The organism is Pseudomonas taiwanensis DSM 21245, from assembly GCF_000425785.1.
Classification (GTDB): Bacteria; Pseudomonadota; Gammaproteobacteria; order Pseudomonadales; family Pseudomonadaceae; genus Aquipseudomonas; species Aquipseudomonas taiwanensis.
The window spans coordinates 93,487-111,808 of the sequence record NZ_AUEC01000013.1 but is presented as its reverse complement, the minus strand read 5'-3'; the positions used below and the strand labels follow the sequence as shown (position 1 = coordinate 111,808).

Genomic DNA, 18,322 nt, shown 5'->3' with positions numbered 1-18,322 from the left:
CGCATCACAGCCGGAACCGGCTGATCATCTCCTGCAATTGCCCGCCCAACCGCGCCAACTCGACACTGGATGCCGATGTCTGCTGACTCGCTTCTGCCGTTTGCTCTGAAATGTCCCTTACCGTCACCACGCTACGGCTGATTTCTTCAGCCACTGCGCTCTGCTGCTCCGATGCCGCAGCAATCTGCTGGTTCATCGACTGGATTCCGGAAACCCGCTGGGTGATCCCTTCCAGCGCCAGACCTGCTTCGCGCACCAGTGCAACGCTGCTCGCGGTCAAGCTCTGGCTCTCTTGCATCAGCTCACTGACCGAGCGAGTGCCTTGCTCCAGGCTGCCGATCGCCGATTCGATCTCTTCGGTGGACGCCTGGGTGCGCTGGGCCAGGCTGCGCACTTCATCCGCCACAACCGCGAAGCCACGGCCAGCTTCACCAGCGCGGGCGGCCTCGATGGCGGCGTTGAGCGCCAGCAGGTTGGTCTGCTCGGCCACCGCCTTGATCACGTCCATCACCTTGCCGATGCGCTGGCTTTCGCTGCGCAGCGCATCCATGGCTTCACCGGTGGCCGCCACTTGGCTGGCCAGGCGATCTATCTGCACAACCGCGCGGCTCACCACGTGGTCGCCCTCACGGGCTTCCTGGTCGGTGGCGCTGGCGGCTTGCGAGGCTTCACCGGCATTGCGCGCCACTTCATGAACAGTGGCTGCCATTTCTTGCATGGCGGTGGCCACCTGGTCCGTTTCCACTTTCTGGTGAGTGGCGCCAGCGCTGGTTTGCTCGGTAATGGCCGACAATTGCTCGGTGGAACTGGCGATCTGCGAGATGCCGTCACGAACACGGGCAATGAGTTGGCGCAGGTTCCCGGTCATGGTCTTCAGGCTGTTCTGCAACTGGCCCAGTTCATCGCGGCGCTGGCTGGCCGGTTGCTCGCTGAGATCGCCCGCAGCCACTTGCTCCATGGCGCGCAGCACACGCTGCAGCGGCTGGCTGATCTGACGGGCGATGATGACCGCCGCCAAAGCACCCAACAGCAGGGCGAGGGCGGTGGTGACCAACTGCAAGGTCCTGGCGAACTGGCTGTCGTCTCTCACCGACGCCGCCTGGGCATCGAGCAGTTGGCCAATCACGCTGTTCAGGGTTTCGACGTTCTGGCCCATGGCGTTGCGGTAGTCCACCAGTTTGCTTACCTCGCCCCGGAAGGCTTCCACGGCCGCGGCGTAGGCATGTACCTGGCCGTTCAACTGTTCGAACTGCGGGCCAAAGCTGCCGTTGAACTTCGCCACCAGCCCTGGCAGATCATTCACGGTGGTAGCGATCTGCGCGTTCATCAACTGTTCGGTGTCGGCATTGGTGTTACCGGTATAGCCACGCACGTGGTAGCGCAGCAGGATCAGGTTTTCGCGGATCTGGTTGATCGCTTCGCTGCGCTCGAAACGCTGTTCGGCATCCGGCAGCGCACGCACCTGCTGGCGGATTTCTTCGATGCTGGCGAATGAGCGGGTGGCCAGCGCGCCCATTTCCTTCTGCGCTTCGCGCATCTTCTGATAGGACTGGAAGCTCAGCGACTGGTTGTGCGCATAGGCCTGCAAGGTTTGCTCGGCATCGTGCAGCCGCGAGAGATTGTCGCTCTTGACCAGGACGGCCCGCAATTTCGCCATCGGCGCCTGGAAAGCCTCCAGCGCGGCCTGCAACGCCTTGGCCTGGCTTTCCTCGCCATTGGCCATGGCATGGCGCAGGCGGGCCTCGCGCAAGTCGCCGAGCACATCGTTCAGGCGTGAGACATCGTTGACCACCTCGCTGCGGCGCACCAGGCTGCCGAGTCCGTTCCAGCTGATCAATGACTGGGCAAGGGTCAGGCACAGCACCAGGCCAAAACCAAGGAAGAGTTTACTGGCGATCTTCAGGTCGCCGAACCCGATAAACATAAACTGCTGCGCTCCTTTTCTTATGTGTTGGAGGAGACCGGAGGTCCATTCCCGCTACGAGATGTAGTCATCTATATGAATTATCGTCATATGTATCAAAATCTGAACCAGGAATGCATTAAATTTGCTGTCACATGGCCATCATTCTGTGATGAAGCGCCCAAATTCACGGCCTGGCTTGCCAACCCGAGGCTTTCCCGTGCAGATTTGTGGCCTGCCGCGTTGAACGTGCCTCCAATGACAAAAGCACTTCAGGAACATGGACGATGAGTCACCCCTCGCAATTCACCTTGCTCGGCAAACGGCGCTTCCTGCCGTTTTTCGTCACCCAGTTGCTGGGTGCTTTCAACGACAACCTGTTCAAGCAGTCATTGATCCTGGCGATCCTGTTCAAGCTCAGCCTCGGGGACGACGACCGCTCGATCTGGGTCAACCTGTGCGCGTTGCTGTTCATCCTGCCGTTCTTCCTGTTCTCGGCACTGGGCGGTCAGTTTGGCGAGAAATTCGCCAAGGACGCGTTGATCCGCGCGATCAAGCTGGCCGAGATCGGCATCATGGCGATCGGTGCGGTCGGCTTCGTCACCGATCACCTGGTGCTGATGTTGGTGGCGTTGTTCGGCATGGGGACCCACTCGGCGCTGTTCGGCCCGGTAAAGTATTCGATCCTGCCCCAGGCCCTGCGTGAAGAAGAGCTGGTGGGCGGTAACGGGCTGGTGGAGATGGGCACATTCCTGGCGATCCTCGCCGGCACCATCGGCGCTGGGGTGATGATGTCGACCGACAGCTATGCCGCGGTGGTGGCGGGCGGCGTGGTCGGTACCGCGGTGTTGGGTTACCTGGCCAGCCGCTGGATTCCGCGCGCCGCTGCCGCCTCCCCGCAGATGCCGCTGGACTGGAACATCTTCAAGCAGTCCTGGGCGATCCTGCGCCTGGGCCTGGGGCAGACGCCGGCGGTATCGCGCTCGATCGTCGGCAACTCCTGGTTCTGGTTCGTCGGCGCCATCTACCTGACCCAGATTCCGGCCTACGCCAAAGACTGGCTGCACGGAGACGGCACGGTCGTGACCCTGGTGCTGACCTTGTTCTCGGTGGGCATCGCCCTGGGTTCACTGCTGTGCGAGCGCCTCAGTGGGCGCAAGGTGGAGATCGGCCTGGTGCCGTTCGGCTCGTTCGGCCTGACCCTGTTCGGCCTGCTCTGGTGGTGGCATTCAGGGGATGTACCAGCCGCAGCCACCCCCCACGACTGGTTGACCTTGCTGGGCATGAGCCAAGCCTGGTGGATCATGCTGTCGATCGTCGGGCTTGGTGTGTTTGGTGGTTTCTACATCGTGCCGCTGTACGCATTGATCCAGGCCCGCACGGCCGAAGACCAGCGCGCTCGGGTCATCGCCGCCAACAACATCCTCAACGCCTTGTTCATGGTGGTTTCGGCGATTCTCACCATCCTCCTGCTGGGGCTGGCGGAGCTGACCATCCCGCAGCTGTTCCTGGTGGTGTCGTTGCTCAATGTCCTGGTAAACGCCTACATCTTCCGCATCGTGCCGGAATTCACCATGCGCTTCCTGATCTGGTTGCTCAGCCATTCCATGTACCGGGTGGAGCACCGTGACCTTGAGCGTATTCCTGACGAGGGCGCGGCGCTGTTGGTGTGCAACCATGTCTCGTTCGTCGACGCCTTGCTGCTGGGTGGGGCCATTCGCCGGCCAATACGGTTCGTCATGTACTACAAGATCTACAACCTACCGGTGCTCAACTTCGTGTTCCGCACCGCAGGCGCCATTCCCATTGCCGGGCGCGGCGAGGACGAGGTGATCTACGAGCGTGCCTTTGCCCGCATTGCCGAGTACCTGAAGGCGGGCGAGGTGGTGTGCATCTTCCCCGAGGGCAAGCTGACCGGTGACGGGGAGATCGACGTATTCAAAGGTGGCGTCAGCCGTATTCTCGATGAAACCCCGGTGCCGGTGATTCCCCTGGCACTGCAAGGGTTGTGGGGCAGCTTCTTCAGCCGTGATCCGGCCAAGGGCTTCTTCAAGCGCCTGTGGTCACGCGTGACCATCGTGGCTGGCGCCGCCATCCCGGTGGAGGCGGCGCAGCCGGAAGCCCTGCGTGAGCAGGTCAGTCGCTTGCGAGGGGAGGTTCGCTGAGGTGCAGGGGGAAGGTCAGCTGGCGCTGACCTTCAGGCCGACCAGGCCAGTGACGATCAGTGCCACGCTGGCCAGTCGCACCAGAGCCATGGATTCGCCGAACAGGATGATGCCAGCGATCACCGTGCCGACTGCGCCGACACCGGTCCAGATGGCGTAGGCGGTGCCCAGGGGCAGTTCCTTCATCGCAAGCCCCAGCAGACCGAGGCTGATGGCCATGGCCGCGACGGTGAGCACGGTGGGCAAGGGTTTGCTGAAGCCGTCGGTGTACTTGAGGCCGACCGCCCAGCCGACTTCGAACAAGCCGGCGAAGAACAGAATGATCCAGGACATGAGTGTGTCTCCATCGTTTGAAAGATGGGGCCGTCCCCGGAATGGTCACGCGGTGCGTCGTGAGGCCGTCCTCACAGTGGGCACTATAGTGCACATTTGCGCGGTTCCGGGCAAGCCTGTGCCGACGTGATCGCCCCCTGTCCGACTGCAGCAGACAACCTGTGTGAACGGGTTTACCCGCGAAGAGGTCGGCACAGGCACGCTGTCAATTCCCGGCCGGTTCAATGTCTCCAACCGCAGGCTTCGGCGCTTCCAGGCGGCGGAACCAGGTGGACAGCAACGCCCCGGAAATATTGTGCCAAACGCTGAACAACGCACTCGGCACTGCCGCCAGCGGGGAGAAGTGCGCCGCAGCCAACGCCGCGCCAAGCCCCGAGTTCTGCATGCCCACCTCCAGCGCCAGCGACTTGCGCTGGGCCAGTGGCAGTTTGCACAGCTTGCCGGTGAGGTAACCCAGCAGGTAGCCGAAGCTGTTGTGCAGTACCACCACCGCCATGATCAGCAGGCCGGACTCGGCAATCTTCGCCTGGCTGGCTGCCACCACGGCGCAGACGATCATCACGATGCTGATCACCGACACCAGCGGCAGTACCTGTACCGCCACTTGGACCCGCGCACCGAGCAGGCGCTGGGCCAGCACGCCGAGCACGATCGGCAGCATCACCAGCTGCAGAATCGACCAGAACATGTCCATGAAGGACACTGGCAACCAGGCCGAAGCCAAGAACCAGATCAGCGCCGGGGTGAGCAGTGGCGCGAGCAGGGTGGTTACCGCTGCGATCGCCACCGCCAAGGCAAGGTCGCCCTTGGACAGCCACACCATCACGTTCGAAGCCGTGCCACTGGGGCAGCAGCCAACCAGGATCACACCCACCGCGATTTCGGCGGGCAGGTGGAATAGCTGGCAAAGCAACCAGGCCATGCCTGGCATGATCACGAAATGCGCCACCACCCCGAGGGCAACGCGCCACGGCTGGCGAGCGAGGGCGGCGAAGTCGTCGAGCTTGAGCGTAAGGCCCATGCCGAACATCACCACACCCAGGAGCGGCACGATGGCCACTTTCAGCGCGATGAACCATTGTGGTTGCAGGAAGGCCAGGCAGGCGAACACCAGTACCCACAGGGCGAAGGTGTTGCCGACGAAGCGGCTGAGGGCGGCGAGTGCACGCATGGGCAGGTCCTTGTTCTGTTAAACGCTGTTTTTTGCAGGCCCTATCGCCGGCAAGCCGGCTCCTGCAGGTGTTGCGAACCCCTGCAGGAGCCGGCTTGCCGGCGATAGGGCCGCTACTGACCCAGACTGAATTCCCGGCCAGCACCGCCAGTCGATGCGACTCAGACCCCTTGTGGGATCTCCTCGCCACCCAGTGCCTCGAACAGCGCCGGCAAGAACTCGGTGAAGGTCATCATCATCAACGTGAAGCTGGCATCGAACTGTTGCTGGGCTTCGTCGCCACCGTCCTGTTCGGCCTGCTCTTGCAGCAACTCCTCGAACTTCAGGCGCTTGATCACCATCTTGTCGTCGAGCACGAACGACAATTTGTCCTGCCAGGCCAGGGCCAGTTGGGTAACCACCTTGCCGGTGCTCAGGTGCAGCTGGATTTCCTCACCGGTCAGGTCCTGACGCTTGCAGCGCACGATGCCACCGTCTTCGGCGGTGTCGCGCAGCTCGCACTCGTCCAGCACATAGAAGCCTTCGGCCGCCTGTTGCGACTTGACCCAGTCGGTCATCGTCGCGGTCGGCGCGATCTTCACGGTCGCCGGGCGAACCGGCAGCGAGCCCATGACTTCACGCAGGGTCGACAACAGGTCTTCGGCGCGCTTGGCACTGGCCGAGTTGACCAGAATCATGCCCAGGCGCGGGGCGATGGCGGCGAAGATCATCGAGCGACGGATGAACGCGCGTGGCAGGAACGCCTGGATGATGTCGTCCTTGATCTGGTCGCGCTCCTTTTTATAGACCTTGCGCATTTGCTCGGTCTCGATCTCTTCGACCTTTTCCTTCACCGCATCGTTGACCACGCTGCTAGGCAGGATGCGCTCTTCCTTGCGCGCGGCAATCAGCAGGAATTCGCCGCTGACGTGCACCAGCGGGGCATCCTCGCCCTTGCCGAACGGCGCGACGAAACCATAGGTGGTCAGCTCCTGGCTGGCGCAGGGGCGGGCCGGCTTGCTGGCCAGGGCAGCTTCCAGCGCTTCGGGCTCGAACGGGACATCCTGGGTCAAGCGGTAGGTCAGCAGGTTCTTGAACCACATGAGGGGGAATCTCTCCTTAGTGCATAAGGCGGGCATTATTCTCCGAGGGGTGGTCCCAGGCCAACCCTGTCATAGGGCCAGTAGCTATATAGAGAGAAGGAAAAGCCAGCTGCTGCTAGGTCTTTGAAAGGCCTGAAAATTTTTTTTAAAAAAGTCGAAAAAAGTGCTTGCCAGGGTGGGAGGTCATCCGTAGAATGCGCGCCACACCGAGACGAAAGGGTGATTAGCTCAGCCGGGAGAGCATCTGCCTTACAAGCAGAGGGTCGGCGGTTCGATCCCGTCATCACCCACCACTCGATGTATAGCGCAGCGGTAGTTCAGTCGGTTAGAATACCGGCCTGTCACGCCGGGGGTCGCGGGTTCGAGTCCCGTCCGCTGCGCCATATTCCAGCTTCCAGGGCCCACTGAACACCCGGAAGCCACAAAGAAAGCGACCTTAGGGTCGCTTTTTTTGTTTCTGCGCCGGCTGAATCGGCGTGGCGGAAGGTGTCGCCGCCGATTTGCCCCTATTGGACGGCATCGCCACCTCGCCAGTCTCAACGATTGCGCTCTTCCTCCCGTAGCGTCAGTACCTCGACGCCGTTTTCAGTCACCGCCACGGTATGCTCCCACTGCGCCGACAGCGTGTGGTCGCGGGTAATCACTGTCCAGCCATCGCGCAGCGTTCGTGTTCCCCGCCCGCCCTGGTTGATCATCGGCTCGATGGTGAACACCATCCCCGGTTGCAACTTCATGCCCATGCCGCGTTGGCCGTAGTGCAGCACTTCGGGCGCCTCATGCATCTGCTTGCCGATACCGTGCCCGCAATACTCGCGCACCACGCTGTAGCCCGCCGCCTCGGCGTGGGCCTGGATGGCGTGACCGACATCGCCCAGGGTGGCCCCGGGGCGTACCTGCCCGATGCCTTTCCACAATGCCTCATAGGTGGTGTCGACCAGGCGGCGGGCCTCGTCGCTTATGGCCCCGATGCTGTACATCTTCGATGAATCAGCGATGTAGCCACCCTGTTCGAGGGTGATATCGACATTAATGATCGAGCCTTCCTGGAGCACCTCCTCCGCCTTGGGCATGCCATGACACACCACATGGTCCACCGAGGTGTTGAGCGAGTAGGGGAAGCCGTACTGGCCTTTGCTGGCCGGGCGTGCCTTGAGGGTCTGGGTGATGAAGGCCTCGGCACGGTCGTTGATCTGCATCGTGGTAATGCCGGGGCGAATAAAACTGTCGAGGTCGGCGAACACCTGCGCCAACAGTTGGCCTGCGTTGCGCATCAGGTCGAGTTGGGCGGGCGTCTTGAGGATCACCTTGGACATGGGACAGGAAGCGGCTCTTGATGAAAAGTGCCCCAGCATAGCGCTGCGGGGCTTGATCACGCCACCGCGTGGTGCGCTGCCTGGCCGATACCGGCAGGCGCCGGCTTGCCGGCGATGGTGCCGGTCCAGCTGGCCCAAAACTTGCTCAGCCACTGCCTAGAGGGCCATCAACGTCGATGCCCCCCGACATTCCACGACAAAGGCGCCGTGTTGCCCCCCGCTTGCCAAGCAAGCTCGGGGCAGCCGGCGCCTTTTTCGTTTCTGCCTACAGGAGACTACCCATGACCCGCAGCGAAGTACGCAGTGTCTGCCCGTATTGCGGCGTCGGCTGCGGCATTGTGTTGAGCGTGGCCAATGGCAAGGTCGGCAAGGTCAGTGGCGACAAGCTGCACCCCAGCAATTTCGGTCGTCTGTGCACCAAGGGCCTCACCGCCCATGTGCCGCTGAACGCTGCCGGGCGTATGGAGGAGGCCTTCGTGCGCCAGCAGCGCAACCAGGAGCCAGCCCGCACCCCTCTGGACCTCGCCATCGAACAAGCCGCCGGGCGTCTGCGTGGCATCATCGACCAGCACGGCGCCGATGCCGTGGCACTGTACGTCTCTGGGCAAATGTCGCTGGAGGCCCAGTACCTGGCCAATAAATTGGCCAAGGGTTTCATCCGCACCCGCCATATCGAATCAAACTCGCGCCTGTGCATGGCCAGCGCCGGCAGCGGCTACAAGCTTTCGCTCGGCGCCGATGGCCCGCCCGGCAGTTACCAGGATTTCGAGCATGCCGAAGTGTTCCTGGTGATCGGCGCGAACATGGCCGACTGCCACCCGATTCTGTTCCTGCGCCTGCTTGACCGCGTCAAGGCCGGGGCCAAGCTGATCGTGGTCGACCCACGCCGCACGGCCACTGCCGACAAGGCCGACCTGTTCCTGCAAGTGCGTCCCGGCAGCGACATGGCGCTGCTCAATGGCCTGCTGCATCTGCTGCACCGCAATGGTCATACCGACCCGGATTTCATCGCCCGCCATACCGAGGGTTGGGACGAAATGCCCGATTTCCTCGAGGACTACAGCCCCGAGCGCGTTGCCGCCATCACCGGATTGGCGCAAGCCGATATTCGTCAGGCCGCCGAGTGGATCGGCTCGGCCGGGGAATGGATGAGTTGCTGGACCATGGGCCTGAACCAGAGTGTCCACGGCACCTGGCACAGCAATGCCCTGTGCAATCTGCACCTGGCCACTGGCGCCATCTGTCGTCCAGGCAGCGGGCCGTTCTCCTTGACCGGGCAGCCCAATGCCATGGGGGGGCGCGAGATGGGCTACATGGGGCCGGGCCTGCCGGGGCAGCGCTCGGCACTGGTGGATGCGGATCGGGCCTTTGTCGAGCACCAGTGGGGCCTGGCCCCAGGCAGCCTGCGCAGCGAAGGTGCAGAGGGTACCGTGGCATTGTTCGAGCAGATGAAGGCTGGCGAGGTGAAAGCCTGCTGGATCATCTGCAGTAACCCGGTGGCCAGTGTCGCCAATCGCCAGCAAGTCATCGAGGGCCTGCGCCAGGCTGAACTGGTCATCAGCCAGGATGCCTTTCTCGACACCGAGACCAACCGCTACGCCGACATTCTCCTGCCTGCCGCGCTCTGGGCCGAAGGCGAGGGTGTGATGATCAACAGCGAGCGCAACCTTACCCTCATGCCTCGCGCTGTCGAGCCGCCGGGGCAGAGCTTGCCCGACTGGCAACTCATCGCCCGGGTGGCCTGCGCCATGGGGTATGCCCATGCCTTCGACTACCGCGACGCCGAGTCGGTATACGAGGAGATCCGCCAGTTCTGGAACCCCACCACAGGCTACGACCTGCGGGGTATCGGCTACCCCGAACTGCGCCATAGCCCCCGCCAGTGGCCCTGCGCGCCAGGCGACGAGGGCGATCGCAGCCCAGTGCGCTACCTCAATGACGGTCGCAGCCAGCACCTGGTGAGCGACGCCGAAGGCCTGCGCCCCGCACTGGCTTTTCCTACCCCCAGCGGCAAGGCGCGTTTCTTCGCCAGGCCGTGGCTGCCGGCACCAGAGCTGCCGGATGCCGATTATCCCCTGGTGCTCAACACCGGGCGCGTGCAGCACCAGTGGCACACGCTGACCAAGACCGGCAAGGTGCCGGCGCTGAACAAGCTGGAGCCCGGCCCCTTCGTCGAGCTGCATCCGGAAGATGCCGAGCGCCTGGGCATTCGCGACAAGGACCCAGTGGCGATCCGCTCGCGCCGTGGCCAAGCCGTGTTGCCCGCACGGGTCAGTGACCGGGTCATGCCTGGCAATTGTTTCGCGCCGTTCCACTGGAACGATGTGTTCGGCGAGCACTTGGCAATCAATGCCGTGACCTGTGATGCGGTCGACCCCCTGTCGCTGCAGCCGGCCTTCAAGCATTGCGCGGTGGCCCTGGAGCGGGTCGCCGGTGAACGCATCGACGCCCTCGACCTGGGCGCCGCCACCCGCACTTCGGAGCCCGCCACCATGCCGACCGCCACGCTGTCCCGTCTGCTTGGCCTGGATGCGCTGCCTGCCCCGGTTCTGGCCGACGATGAGCGCCACTACTTGCAAGGTTTCCTGCTCGGCCTGGACCAGGCGCGCATTGAAGGGGTGCCGTGCCTGCCAGCCAACGCGCCGCTGGCGGCGGCCCAACGTCTGTTCGTCGATGGGCTGCTGGCGGGGCTTTACGCCCAGTCGGCGCCTGCGCAGGTCGATGTCCCCCGACACCAAGTGCTGTGGGCATCGCAGACCGGCAATGGTGAAGCCCTGGCCGAGCGTTGCGCTGGGCACTTGCGCAACGCCGGCCTGGCGGTGCAGTTGAACTGCATGGAGGCGGTCACCCCACGGCAGTTGCAGGGCGCTGCGAGCGTTGTGCTGATTGCCAGCACGTTCGGCGACGGTGATGCGCCCGATACCGGTACTGCGTTCTGGAATGCGTTGCAAGGCGAAGAGGGGGGGCATTGCGCCGATCTGCCCTATGCCGTGCTGGCCCTTGGAGACTCGAGCTACGACCAGTTCTGCGGGTTTGGCCGCAAGCTCGATCAGCGCCTTGCCGAGCTGGGCGGCCGACGCCTGTTGCCGCGTGTCGACTGCGAGCCGGATTTCGACGAAACCTTCGCCAACTGGCTCCAAGCCCTGCTGCCCGAGCTCGGGCCTGCCACCACGCTCGAACCAGCCAGGGAAGCCCTGCCGGCGCCGCTCTACAGCAAGCAACGACCATGGTCGGCGACCCTACTCGAAAACCGCGTGCTCAATGCCCCAGGAGCCAGCAAGGAAACCCGTCAGCTGGTATTCGACCTCGCTGGCAGTGGCTTCACCTACGAGGCCGGTGATGCCCTTGGGGTGTGGCCACGCAACTGCCCGGCATTGGTCGAAGAGCTCTTGGCGTTGATGCACCTCGATGGCCAGGCGTTGGTCGAACTCAACGGGAAGCCCGCCATGCCCTTGGTTGAGGCCCTGGCGCAGCACCTGGAGATCGCGCGGGTCACGCCGCAGCAGTTGCAGGTATTCGGTCGCCACCAGCCGGCCTTGCAGCGTCTGTTGCAACCGGAGCACAAGGCCGAATTGCAGGAGTGGCTGTGGGGCCGGCAGTTGGCCGATGTGCTGCGCGAGTATCCTCAGGACTTACCGCTGGCCAGCTGGCTTGAGTTGCTCAAACCACTGCAACCGCGCCTGTATTCGATCAGTTCAAGCCCGTCCGCTCACCCCGATCAGGTGCACCTGACCGTCTCGACCGTACGCTATGGTCAGCGCAAGGGCGTTTGCTCGGCTTTTCTCGCCGACCGCGCGGACACCTTGAAGGTGGCGATTTTCCCGCAGGTATCGAAGCACTTTCGCCTGCCGGAGGACGACAACGCGCCTGTGATCATGGTCGGCCCCGGTACCGGCATCGCACCGTTCCGGGCGTTTCTGGAAGAGCGTGAGGCTCGCGGTGCCTGTGGCGAAAACTGGCTGTTCTTCGGCGAGCAGTACGCCGCCAGTGATTTCTATTACAAGGAGCAACTGCTGGCCTGGGTGGCAGCCGGGCATCTGCATCTGGACACCGCGTTCTCCCGCGACCAGGCCGAAAAGATCTACGTGCAACAGCGTCTGCGTGAGCAAGGCGCGCAGGTGTGGCGCTGGCTTGAATCAGGGGCGTACTTCTATGTGTGTGGCGATGCCCAGCGTATGGCCAAGGATGTGGACGGCGCCCTGCGCGAGGTCGTGGCGGTGCATGGCCAGATGAGCAACGAGGCGGCGGAGGCTTACGTTGAAGCGTTGAGCAAGGCCAAGCGCTACCGGCGAGATGTGTATTGATTGCACCGGGATGGTGAGGGATGCACTTCGGTGGTGCGGTTTTCAATGCCTTATGGCCGGCAAGCCGGCGCCTGCGAAGACCGCACCGAACCTGTGGGCGCCGGCTTGACGGCGATGAATCCAGCGCAGTCACCCCATCGGCAGTGGTCCAGCAGCATTTGGCACACTCCCTGCTACATCCGTTTCACAACATGCCCCACTGATCAACGGCGATCAATCAGGGGCCCACCGTGATGAGTACAGGCAAAGGCGCCTGGAGCTTCGGCTCCAGGCGCTTTTTTTTTGATCGAGGATCGGCTATGAACGCAACAGCGAACGGCGGGCAACGAGAGCGAGTGGTGATTGTCGGCAACGGCATGGTCGGCCATCACTGCGTCGAGCAACTGATCGAACGTGGCGCCCTGGCGCGCTTCGAGGTGCGGGTGTTCGGCGAAGAGCGCCAGCGTGCATACGACCGTGTGCACCTGTCCGAGTACTTCGGCGGCAGCTGTGCCGAAACCCTGGCCCTGTGCGAACATGGGTTCTACGGCGACAACGGTGTGCACCTGCATCTGGGCGAGGCGGTGCTGCAGATCGACCGCGAACGCTGCGAAGTGGTCACCGCCGAAGGCCGTTACGGCTACGACCACCTGGTCCTGGCCACGGGCTCGTATCCCTTCGTGCCACCGATCGAAGGTTCCAGCGGCAATGCTCGACTGGTCTATCGCACCCTCGACGACCTGGACGCCATTCGAGCCGCCGCCAGCGGTGCCCGTAGTGGCGTGGTGGTGGGGGGCGGCCTGCTTGGCCTGGAAGCGGCCAATGCACTCAAGTCACTGGGCTTGGAAGCCCATGTTGTCGAGTTCGCCCCACGGTTGATGCCGGTGCAACTGGACGGCGAGGGCGGTGCTGCGCTCAAGGCACGGATCGAAGCGTTGGGCGTGGGCGTGCACCTGTCCCGTGCCACCCAGTCGATCAGCGCCGGCGAGGCTTATCGCTACCGGATGAACTTCGATGGTGGGGAACACCTGGAAACCGACCTGATCGTATTTTCTGCTGGTATCCGCCCGCAAGATGCCCTGGGGCGGGCCTGTGGCCTCGAGATCGCCCCACGCGGTGGGGTAGTGATCGACAGCCACTGCCGCACCAGCGACCCGCGCATCTTCGCCATCGGCGAGTGCGCTTCGTGGAATGGCAGCATCTTCGGTCTGGTTGCCCCCGGTTACAGCATGGCCCGTAATCTGGCGGCGCTGCTCACCGGTGAGGCGGCCGCCGAGTTCGGCGGTGCCGATATGTCGACCAAGCTCAAGCTGCTGGGGGTCGATGTCGGCTCCATCGGCGATGCCCACGGCGCCACCCCAGGGTCGCGCAGCTACCGCTTCATCGACGAGGCCACCGCCGCCTACCGCCGTCTGGTGGTCGATGCCAGTGGCAAGCGCGTGCTCGGCGCGGTGCTGGTTGGCGACAACAGTTACTACGACACCCTGTTGCAATACGCCCAGAACGGCATTGCCCTGCCAGCGGACCCCGCGGGCTTGATCCTGCCGCAAAGTGCCGGCGCCCCAGCGCTTGGGGCCGACGCCTTGCCTGACAGCGCGACGATCTGTTCCTGCCACAATGTCAGCAAGGGCGCGGTCTGCGCAGCCATCGACAGCGGCTGTAGCGACCTGGCTGCCCTCAAGGGTTGCACCAAGGCTGCGACCGGTTGTGGCGGCTGCGCGGCCCTGCTCAAGCAGGTCTTCGAGCATGAGTTGACTGCCCGTGGCGTCACCGTCGACAAGCGTCTGTGCGAGCACTTCGCCTACACCCGCCAGGAGCTTTACGGTCTGGTCCGCGTCGAAGGTATCCGCACCTTCAATGAGTTGCTCGAACGCCATGGCAAGGGCCATGTCGGCTGCGACATCTGCAAGCCGACGGTGGGCTCGATTCTCGCTTCCTGCTGGAACCAGCCGATCATGGACCCGGCCCTGGTGCCGCTGCAGGACACCAACGACACCTTCATGGCCAACATGCAGAAGAACGGCACCTACTCGGTGGTACCGCGCATCCCGGGCGGCGAGATCACCCCCGACAAGCTGATCGTGATTGGCCAGGTGGCGAAGAAATACGACCTCTACACCAAGATCACCGGCGGCCAGCGTATCGACCTGTTCGGTGCCCAGTTGCACGAACTGCCGCTGATCTGGGGCGAGCTGATCGACGCCGGCTTCGAGACCGGCCATGCCTACGGCAAGTCGACCCGTACGGTGAAGTCGTGCGTCGGCAGCACCTGGTGCCGGTATGGCGTGCAGGACAGTGTGGGCATGGCGCTGCGCCTGGAAGACCGCTACAAAGGCCTGCGATCGCCGCACAAGCTCAAGTTCGCAGTGTCCGGCTGCACCCGCGAATGCGCCGAAGCGCAGAGCAAGGACATCGGCGTGATCGCCACCGACAAGGGCTGGAACCTATACATCTGCGGCAACGGCGGCATGCGACCACGTCATGCCGAGCTGTTCGCCACCGACCTCGACGACGAGACATTGGTGCGCCTGATCGACCGCGTGCTGATGTTCTACATTCGCACCGCCGACAAGTTGCAGCGCACCTCGGTGTGGCGCGAAAGTCTGGAAGGCGGCCTGGACTACCTCAAGCAGGTGATTCTCGACGACAGCCTGGGGCTGGCCGCCGAGCTGGAGGCGCAGATGCAGCATGTGGTCGACCAGTATGAGTGCGAATGGGCCAACGCCCTGAACGACCCCGAAAAGCTCAAGCGCTTCCGTACCTTCGTCAACGACCAGCGGCCCGACCCGGACGTGCATTTCGTTCGTGAACGCGATCAGCGCCGGCCTGCCGCACCGTTGCATTTGATCCCCACCGCCGAGGAGGCTGTCTGATGAACCTGTCCAATGCTGCTGTCGCCAAGCAACCGAACTGGCAAACGGTCTGCCAGGCCAATGACCTGGTCGCCGATTCCGGCGTTGTGGTGTGGTTCGACGGAGCCCAGGTGGCGCTGTTCTATCTGCCAGGCCAGGTACAGACGTTGTACGCCGTGGACAACCGCGACCCACGTTCCGGGGCCAACATCATCGGCCGCGGACTGGTGGGTAGCCTGCAGGGGGAGTTGGTGGTGGCGGCACCGTTGTACAAGCAGCATTTCAGCTTGAAAAGCGGTAGATGCCTGGAAGACGACGACCAGCGGTTGCGGGTATGGCCGGCACGCTTGAACGGTGAGGCGGTGGAGTTGGCGGTGGCCTGACGGTCGATTGCTGGCTGCGCTGGGGCGTTCGCGGGTTATCTACGTTCGTCAATGCGGTAAGCTTGCCGCATGAACCTCGATACCCGCATCAAGTACCGCCACCTGCTGTGTTTCCTGGAGATTGCCCGTCAAGGCAGCCTGGCCAGGGCTGCCGACATTCTGGCCATCAGTCAGCCGGCGATCTCCAAAACCCTCAAGGAGCTCGAAGACCTGCTTGAAACGCGGTTGTTCGAACGTAGCCGCCAGGGCGTCGAACTGACACCGGCCGGCGCACGCTTCATGCGTTACGCAGGCCCCAGCGTGCAGGCGTTGCGCGATGGGGTTAGCAGCCTTCGCGGTGAGGCGCGGGCACCTTCGCAGGTGCGCATCGGCGTCTTGTCCACGGTCGAAGGGCTGTTGATGCCCGAAGTGCTGTGCCGGTTGCATCAGCGGCACGAGGCGCTGGTGATCAGCGTGGTTACCGGGGTCAGCGCGCAATTGCTGGGGCAATTGCACCTGGGCGAGCTGGAACTGGTGGTCGGGCGCATGACCGACAGCCCGCAGATCCAGGGCTTGTCGTTCGAGCATCTGTACAGCGAGTCGATGAGCCTGGTGGTGCGGCCCGGCCATCCGCTATTGGCTACAGCCCCGCTGGAGCGCTCGCAGGTCGGGCTTTATCCCTTGGTGTTGCCGCCGGCAGGCACGACCATCCGCCAGCACGCCGACAGCCTGTTCGTGCAATGCGGCATCCAGATGCCGGCCCAGCGCCTGGAAGCCCTGTCGCTGGCGCTGAGTCGGCGTTATCTGCTGGGTAGCGATGCGGTCTGGGTGGCACCGCGCGATGCGGTATTGCTTGACCTGCGCCGTGGCGAACTGGTCGAACTCGACCTGGGCGTGCGCGAGCCGGGCGGCTCGGTGGGCATCTGCCGTAATGCCGCCTTGCCGCAGAGCCTGCCGGGGCAGTGGGTATGCGAGGTGTTGCGAGAGGTGGCGGGGCAGTATCGGGAGTGTGAGTATCCCTGAGGCTTGCCGGGAGGTATTGAGCGTCATTGAGATCGAGCGCCGCCGGGGCGGCGCATCGCGAGCAACGCTCGCTCCTACGGTTATCCGGATGCACCAAACCCTCTTACAGATCCGATGACGAGCACTCTCGGAAACCCTGGAAACATATCGCCATAAAAATCCGGCAGAACCGGTGCAACGGGTCAATACTGGCCATTTACCGCACCCCCATGATGAAGATGTTTTTAATCACTGAACTTCCAAGGCCAAACCCGCTCTTATGCCGGTAGCCATTGGTCATGGCCGCCTGCTAAGCTCGCGGCTTTACCCTGATTGCCCTCATGGCGCATGAACAAGGAAATAGCATGAAACAGCATCGTCTGGCGGCTGCGGTTGCCCTGGTAGGCCTGGTACTGGCTGGCTGCGACCAGCAGGCCAGCACGCCCGAGCTGAAGACTCCGGCACAAAAAGCCTCCTACGGTATCGGCCTGAACATGGGCAAGAGCCTGGCTCAGGAAGGCATGGAAGACCTTGATTCGAAAGCCGTTGCCCTCGGCATCGAAGACGCCGTCGGCAAGAAAGAGCAGCGCATCAAGGACGAAGAGCTGGTAGAAGCCTTCACCGCGCTGCAGAAGCGCGCCGAAGAGCGCCTGGCCAAGGCCAGTGAAGAAGCTGCCTCCGCTGGCAAGAAATTCCTCGAAGAGAACGGCAAGAAGCCAGGCGTAATCACCACCGCTTCCGGCCTGCAGTACGAAGTGGTCAAGAAAGCCGATGGCCCGCAGCCCAAGCCGACCGATGTGGTTACTGTCCACTACGAAGGCAAGCTGATCGACGGCAAGGTGTTCGACAGCTCCGTCGAGCGTGGCAGCCCCATCGATCTGCCGGTCAGCGGCGTGATCCCAGGTTGGGTCGAAGGCTTGCAGCTGATGCACGTCGGCGAGAAGTACAAGCTGTTCATCCCGGCTGAGCTGGCTTACGGCGCACAGAGCCCGAGCCCGCTGATCCCGGCCAACTCGGTGCTGGTGTTCGACCTCGAACTGCTCGGCATCAAGGACCAGAACCAGCCGCAAGGCGAGGCTCCGGAAGCTCCGGCTGAAGAGCCTGCCAAGTAAGAGCCTTCGCGCTACGAACAACGCCCCGTCCTGACGGGGCGTTTTCGTTTGAGTGGGGGCGAACCTCGTGCCGGGTGAACGGTCCGAGCAAAGGCGAGGGAACGAAGTGGGATGCGTCTGACGCAAATCGTTTGCGGATCTGAAACGACTGTGTAAAAAACGCCCGATCTGAGTGCCGCCCTTGCCTCATGGGCACCTGACGTCGGAAACTTCGCCCTGTTCACAAGGTTATCCACAATAAATGTGGATAACCCATTCGCTGTTGGAGGCTCCATGAGCGCACCTTGGAATTTCGCCCGTTTCCTGCCCCTGGCCGAGCGCCTGCTCAGCCGTGGCCGGTTACCTGCGCTGCTGTTCGCCGTGGCCCGGAAGGGGCCGCGCCTGGGGCAATTGCGTGAGGACGTCAAACTCTTGCAGTCGCTGTGCCTGGCCTGGTGGCGCGGCGAGTATCGCGCTATCAGTCCCAGGGCTTTGGTCACGGTGGTGGCGGGGCTGCTGTACTTCGTCAGCCCTATCGATGCCATTCCGGACTGGCTGCTGGGCGTGGGTTTTCTCGACGACATCGCCGTGCTGGGCTGGGTGCTCAAGACCGTGGCCGATGAGCTGGCACGCTTCAAGGCCTGGCGTGACAGCCAGTCACCCGAGCGCCTGAGGGTGCTCGAACGCTTGCCAGATACCCCGCAAGCGCTGCGCCTAGAACGGAATAAGCACTGAAATCAACCTGATCTGCACAGACTCCCAAGC

At 63.2% G+C, this 18,322-nt stretch carries 12 protein-coding genes, 2 tRNA genes and 1 pseudogene; 9 read left to right on the top strand and 6 right to left on the bottom strand.

Annotated features, from left to right (window positions below; translation table 11 throughout):
• Positions 1 to 4: 4 nt before the first annotated feature.
• Entirely contained in the window at positions 5 to 718 is a 714-nt protein-coding gene (locus tag H620_RS27735) for a methyl-accepting chemotaxis protein (RefSeq protein ID WP_371919413.1), read from the bottom strand.
• Between the two features lie 141 nt (positions 719 to 859).
• Positions 860 to 1,924, bottom strand: a pseudogene (locus H620_RS27730) (methyl-accepting chemotaxis protein); the annotation flags it as partial.
• A gap of 266 nt (positions 1,925 to 2,190) precedes the next feature.
• Between H620_RS27730 and H620_RS0105225 the strand changes: the two are divergent.
• The gene (locus tag H620_RS0105225) at positions 2,191 to 4,068 is read left to right on the top strand and encodes a 1-acyl-sn-glycerol-3-phosphate acyltransferase (RefSeq protein ID WP_027906892.1); all 1,878 of its coding nucleotides are present in this window, start codon (positions 2,191 to 2,193) and stop codon (positions 4,066 to 4,068) included.
• A gap of 15 nt (positions 4,069 to 4,083) precedes the next feature.
• Here H620_RS0105225 and sugE read toward each other — a convergent pair whose 3' ends face one another.
• The 3 genes from sugE to rdgC form a co-directional block, all read right to left on the bottom strand.
• Entirely contained in the window at positions 4,084 to 4,401 is a 318-nt protein-coding gene (sugE, locus tag H620_RS0105220; RefSeq protein WP_023379200.1) for a quaternary ammonium compound efflux SMR transporter SugE, read from the bottom strand.
• Positions 4,402 to 4,606: 205 nt separating this feature from the next.
• Complete coding sequence (locus H620_RS0105215) at positions 4,607 to 5,572, bottom strand: bile acid:sodium symporter family protein (protein ID WP_023379201.1); 966 nt, start codon at positions 5,570 to 5,572, stop codon at positions 4,607 to 4,609.
• Positions 5,573 to 5,733: 161 nt separating this feature from the next.
• Positions 5,734 to 6,654, bottom strand: a complete 921-nt coding sequence (rdgC, locus tag H620_RS0105210; protein ID WP_027906891.1) for a recombination-associated protein RdgC — start codon at positions 6,652 to 6,654, stop codon at positions 5,734 to 5,736.
• 217 nt (positions 6,655 to 6,871) lie between these two features.
• Between rdgC and H620_RS0105205 the strand changes: the two genes are divergently transcribed.
• Positions 6,872 to 6,947, top strand: a tRNA-Val gene (locus tag H620_RS0105205).
• A 13-nt stretch (positions 6,948 to 6,960) separates the two neighbouring features.
• Positions 6,961 to 7,037, top strand: a tRNA-Asp gene (locus H620_RS0105200).
• 153 nt (positions 7,038 to 7,190) lie between these two features.
• Here H620_RS0105200 and map read toward each other — a convergent pair.
• Positions 7,191 to 7,967 (bottom strand): type I methionyl aminopeptidase, encoded by a 777-nt coding sequence (map, locus tag H620_RS0105195; protein WP_023379203.1) that lies wholly within the window; start codon positions 7,965 to 7,967, stop codon positions 7,191 to 7,193.
• Positions 7,968 to 8,248: 281 nt separating this feature from the next.
• Here map and H620_RS0105190 point away from each other — a divergent pair, with 281 nt between their 5' ends.
• The 6 genes from H620_RS0105190 (at position 8,249) to H620_RS0105165 (ending at position 18,292) form a co-directional block, all read left to right on the top strand.
• Positions 8,249 to 12,271 carry a bifunctional nitrate reductase/sulfite reductase flavoprotein subunit alpha gene (locus tag H620_RS0105190; RefSeq protein ID WP_023379204.1) on the top strand — a complete coding sequence of 1,341 codons (4,023 nt, stop codon included), beginning with the start codon at positions 8,249 to 8,251 and terminating at the stop codon, positions 12,269 to 12,271.
• A gap of 299 nt (positions 12,272 to 12,570) precedes the next feature.
• Complete coding sequence (gene nirB, locus H620_RS0105185) at positions 12,571 to 15,123, top strand: nitrite reductase large subunit NirB (RefSeq protein WP_027906890.1); 2,553 nt, start codon at positions 12,571 to 12,573, stop codon at positions 15,121 to 15,123.
• A complete protein-coding gene (nirD, locus tag H620_RS0105180; protein ID WP_023379206.1) occupies positions 15,123 to 15,485 on the top strand; it encodes a nitrite reductase small subunit NirD in 363 nt (120 codons plus the stop codon). The genes nirB and nirD overlap by 1 nt, the downstream gene beginning before the upstream one ends.
• Before the next feature lie 69 nt (positions 15,486 to 15,554).
• Positions 15,555 to 16,487 (top strand): pca operon transcription factor PcaQ, encoded by a 933-nt coding sequence (pcaQ, locus tag H620_RS0105175; RefSeq protein ID WP_027906889.1) that lies wholly within the window; start codon positions 15,555 to 15,557, stop codon positions 16,485 to 16,487.
• Between the two features lie 344 nt (positions 16,488 to 16,831).
• A complete protein-coding gene (gene bamJ, locus H620_RS0105170; RefSeq protein WP_023379209.1) occupies positions 16,832 to 17,578 on the top strand; it encodes a BamJ family beta-barrel-assembly machinery protein in 747 nt (248 codons plus the stop codon).
• Positions 17,579 to 17,851: 273 nt separating this feature from the next.
• Positions 17,852 to 18,292 carry a YkvA family protein gene (locus tag H620_RS0105165; RefSeq protein ID WP_023379210.1) on the top strand — a complete coding sequence of 147 codons (441 nt, stop codon included), beginning with the start codon at positions 17,852 to 17,854 and terminating at the stop codon, positions 18,290 to 18,292.
• The last annotated feature ends 30 nt before the right edge of the window (positions 18,293 to 18,322 follow it).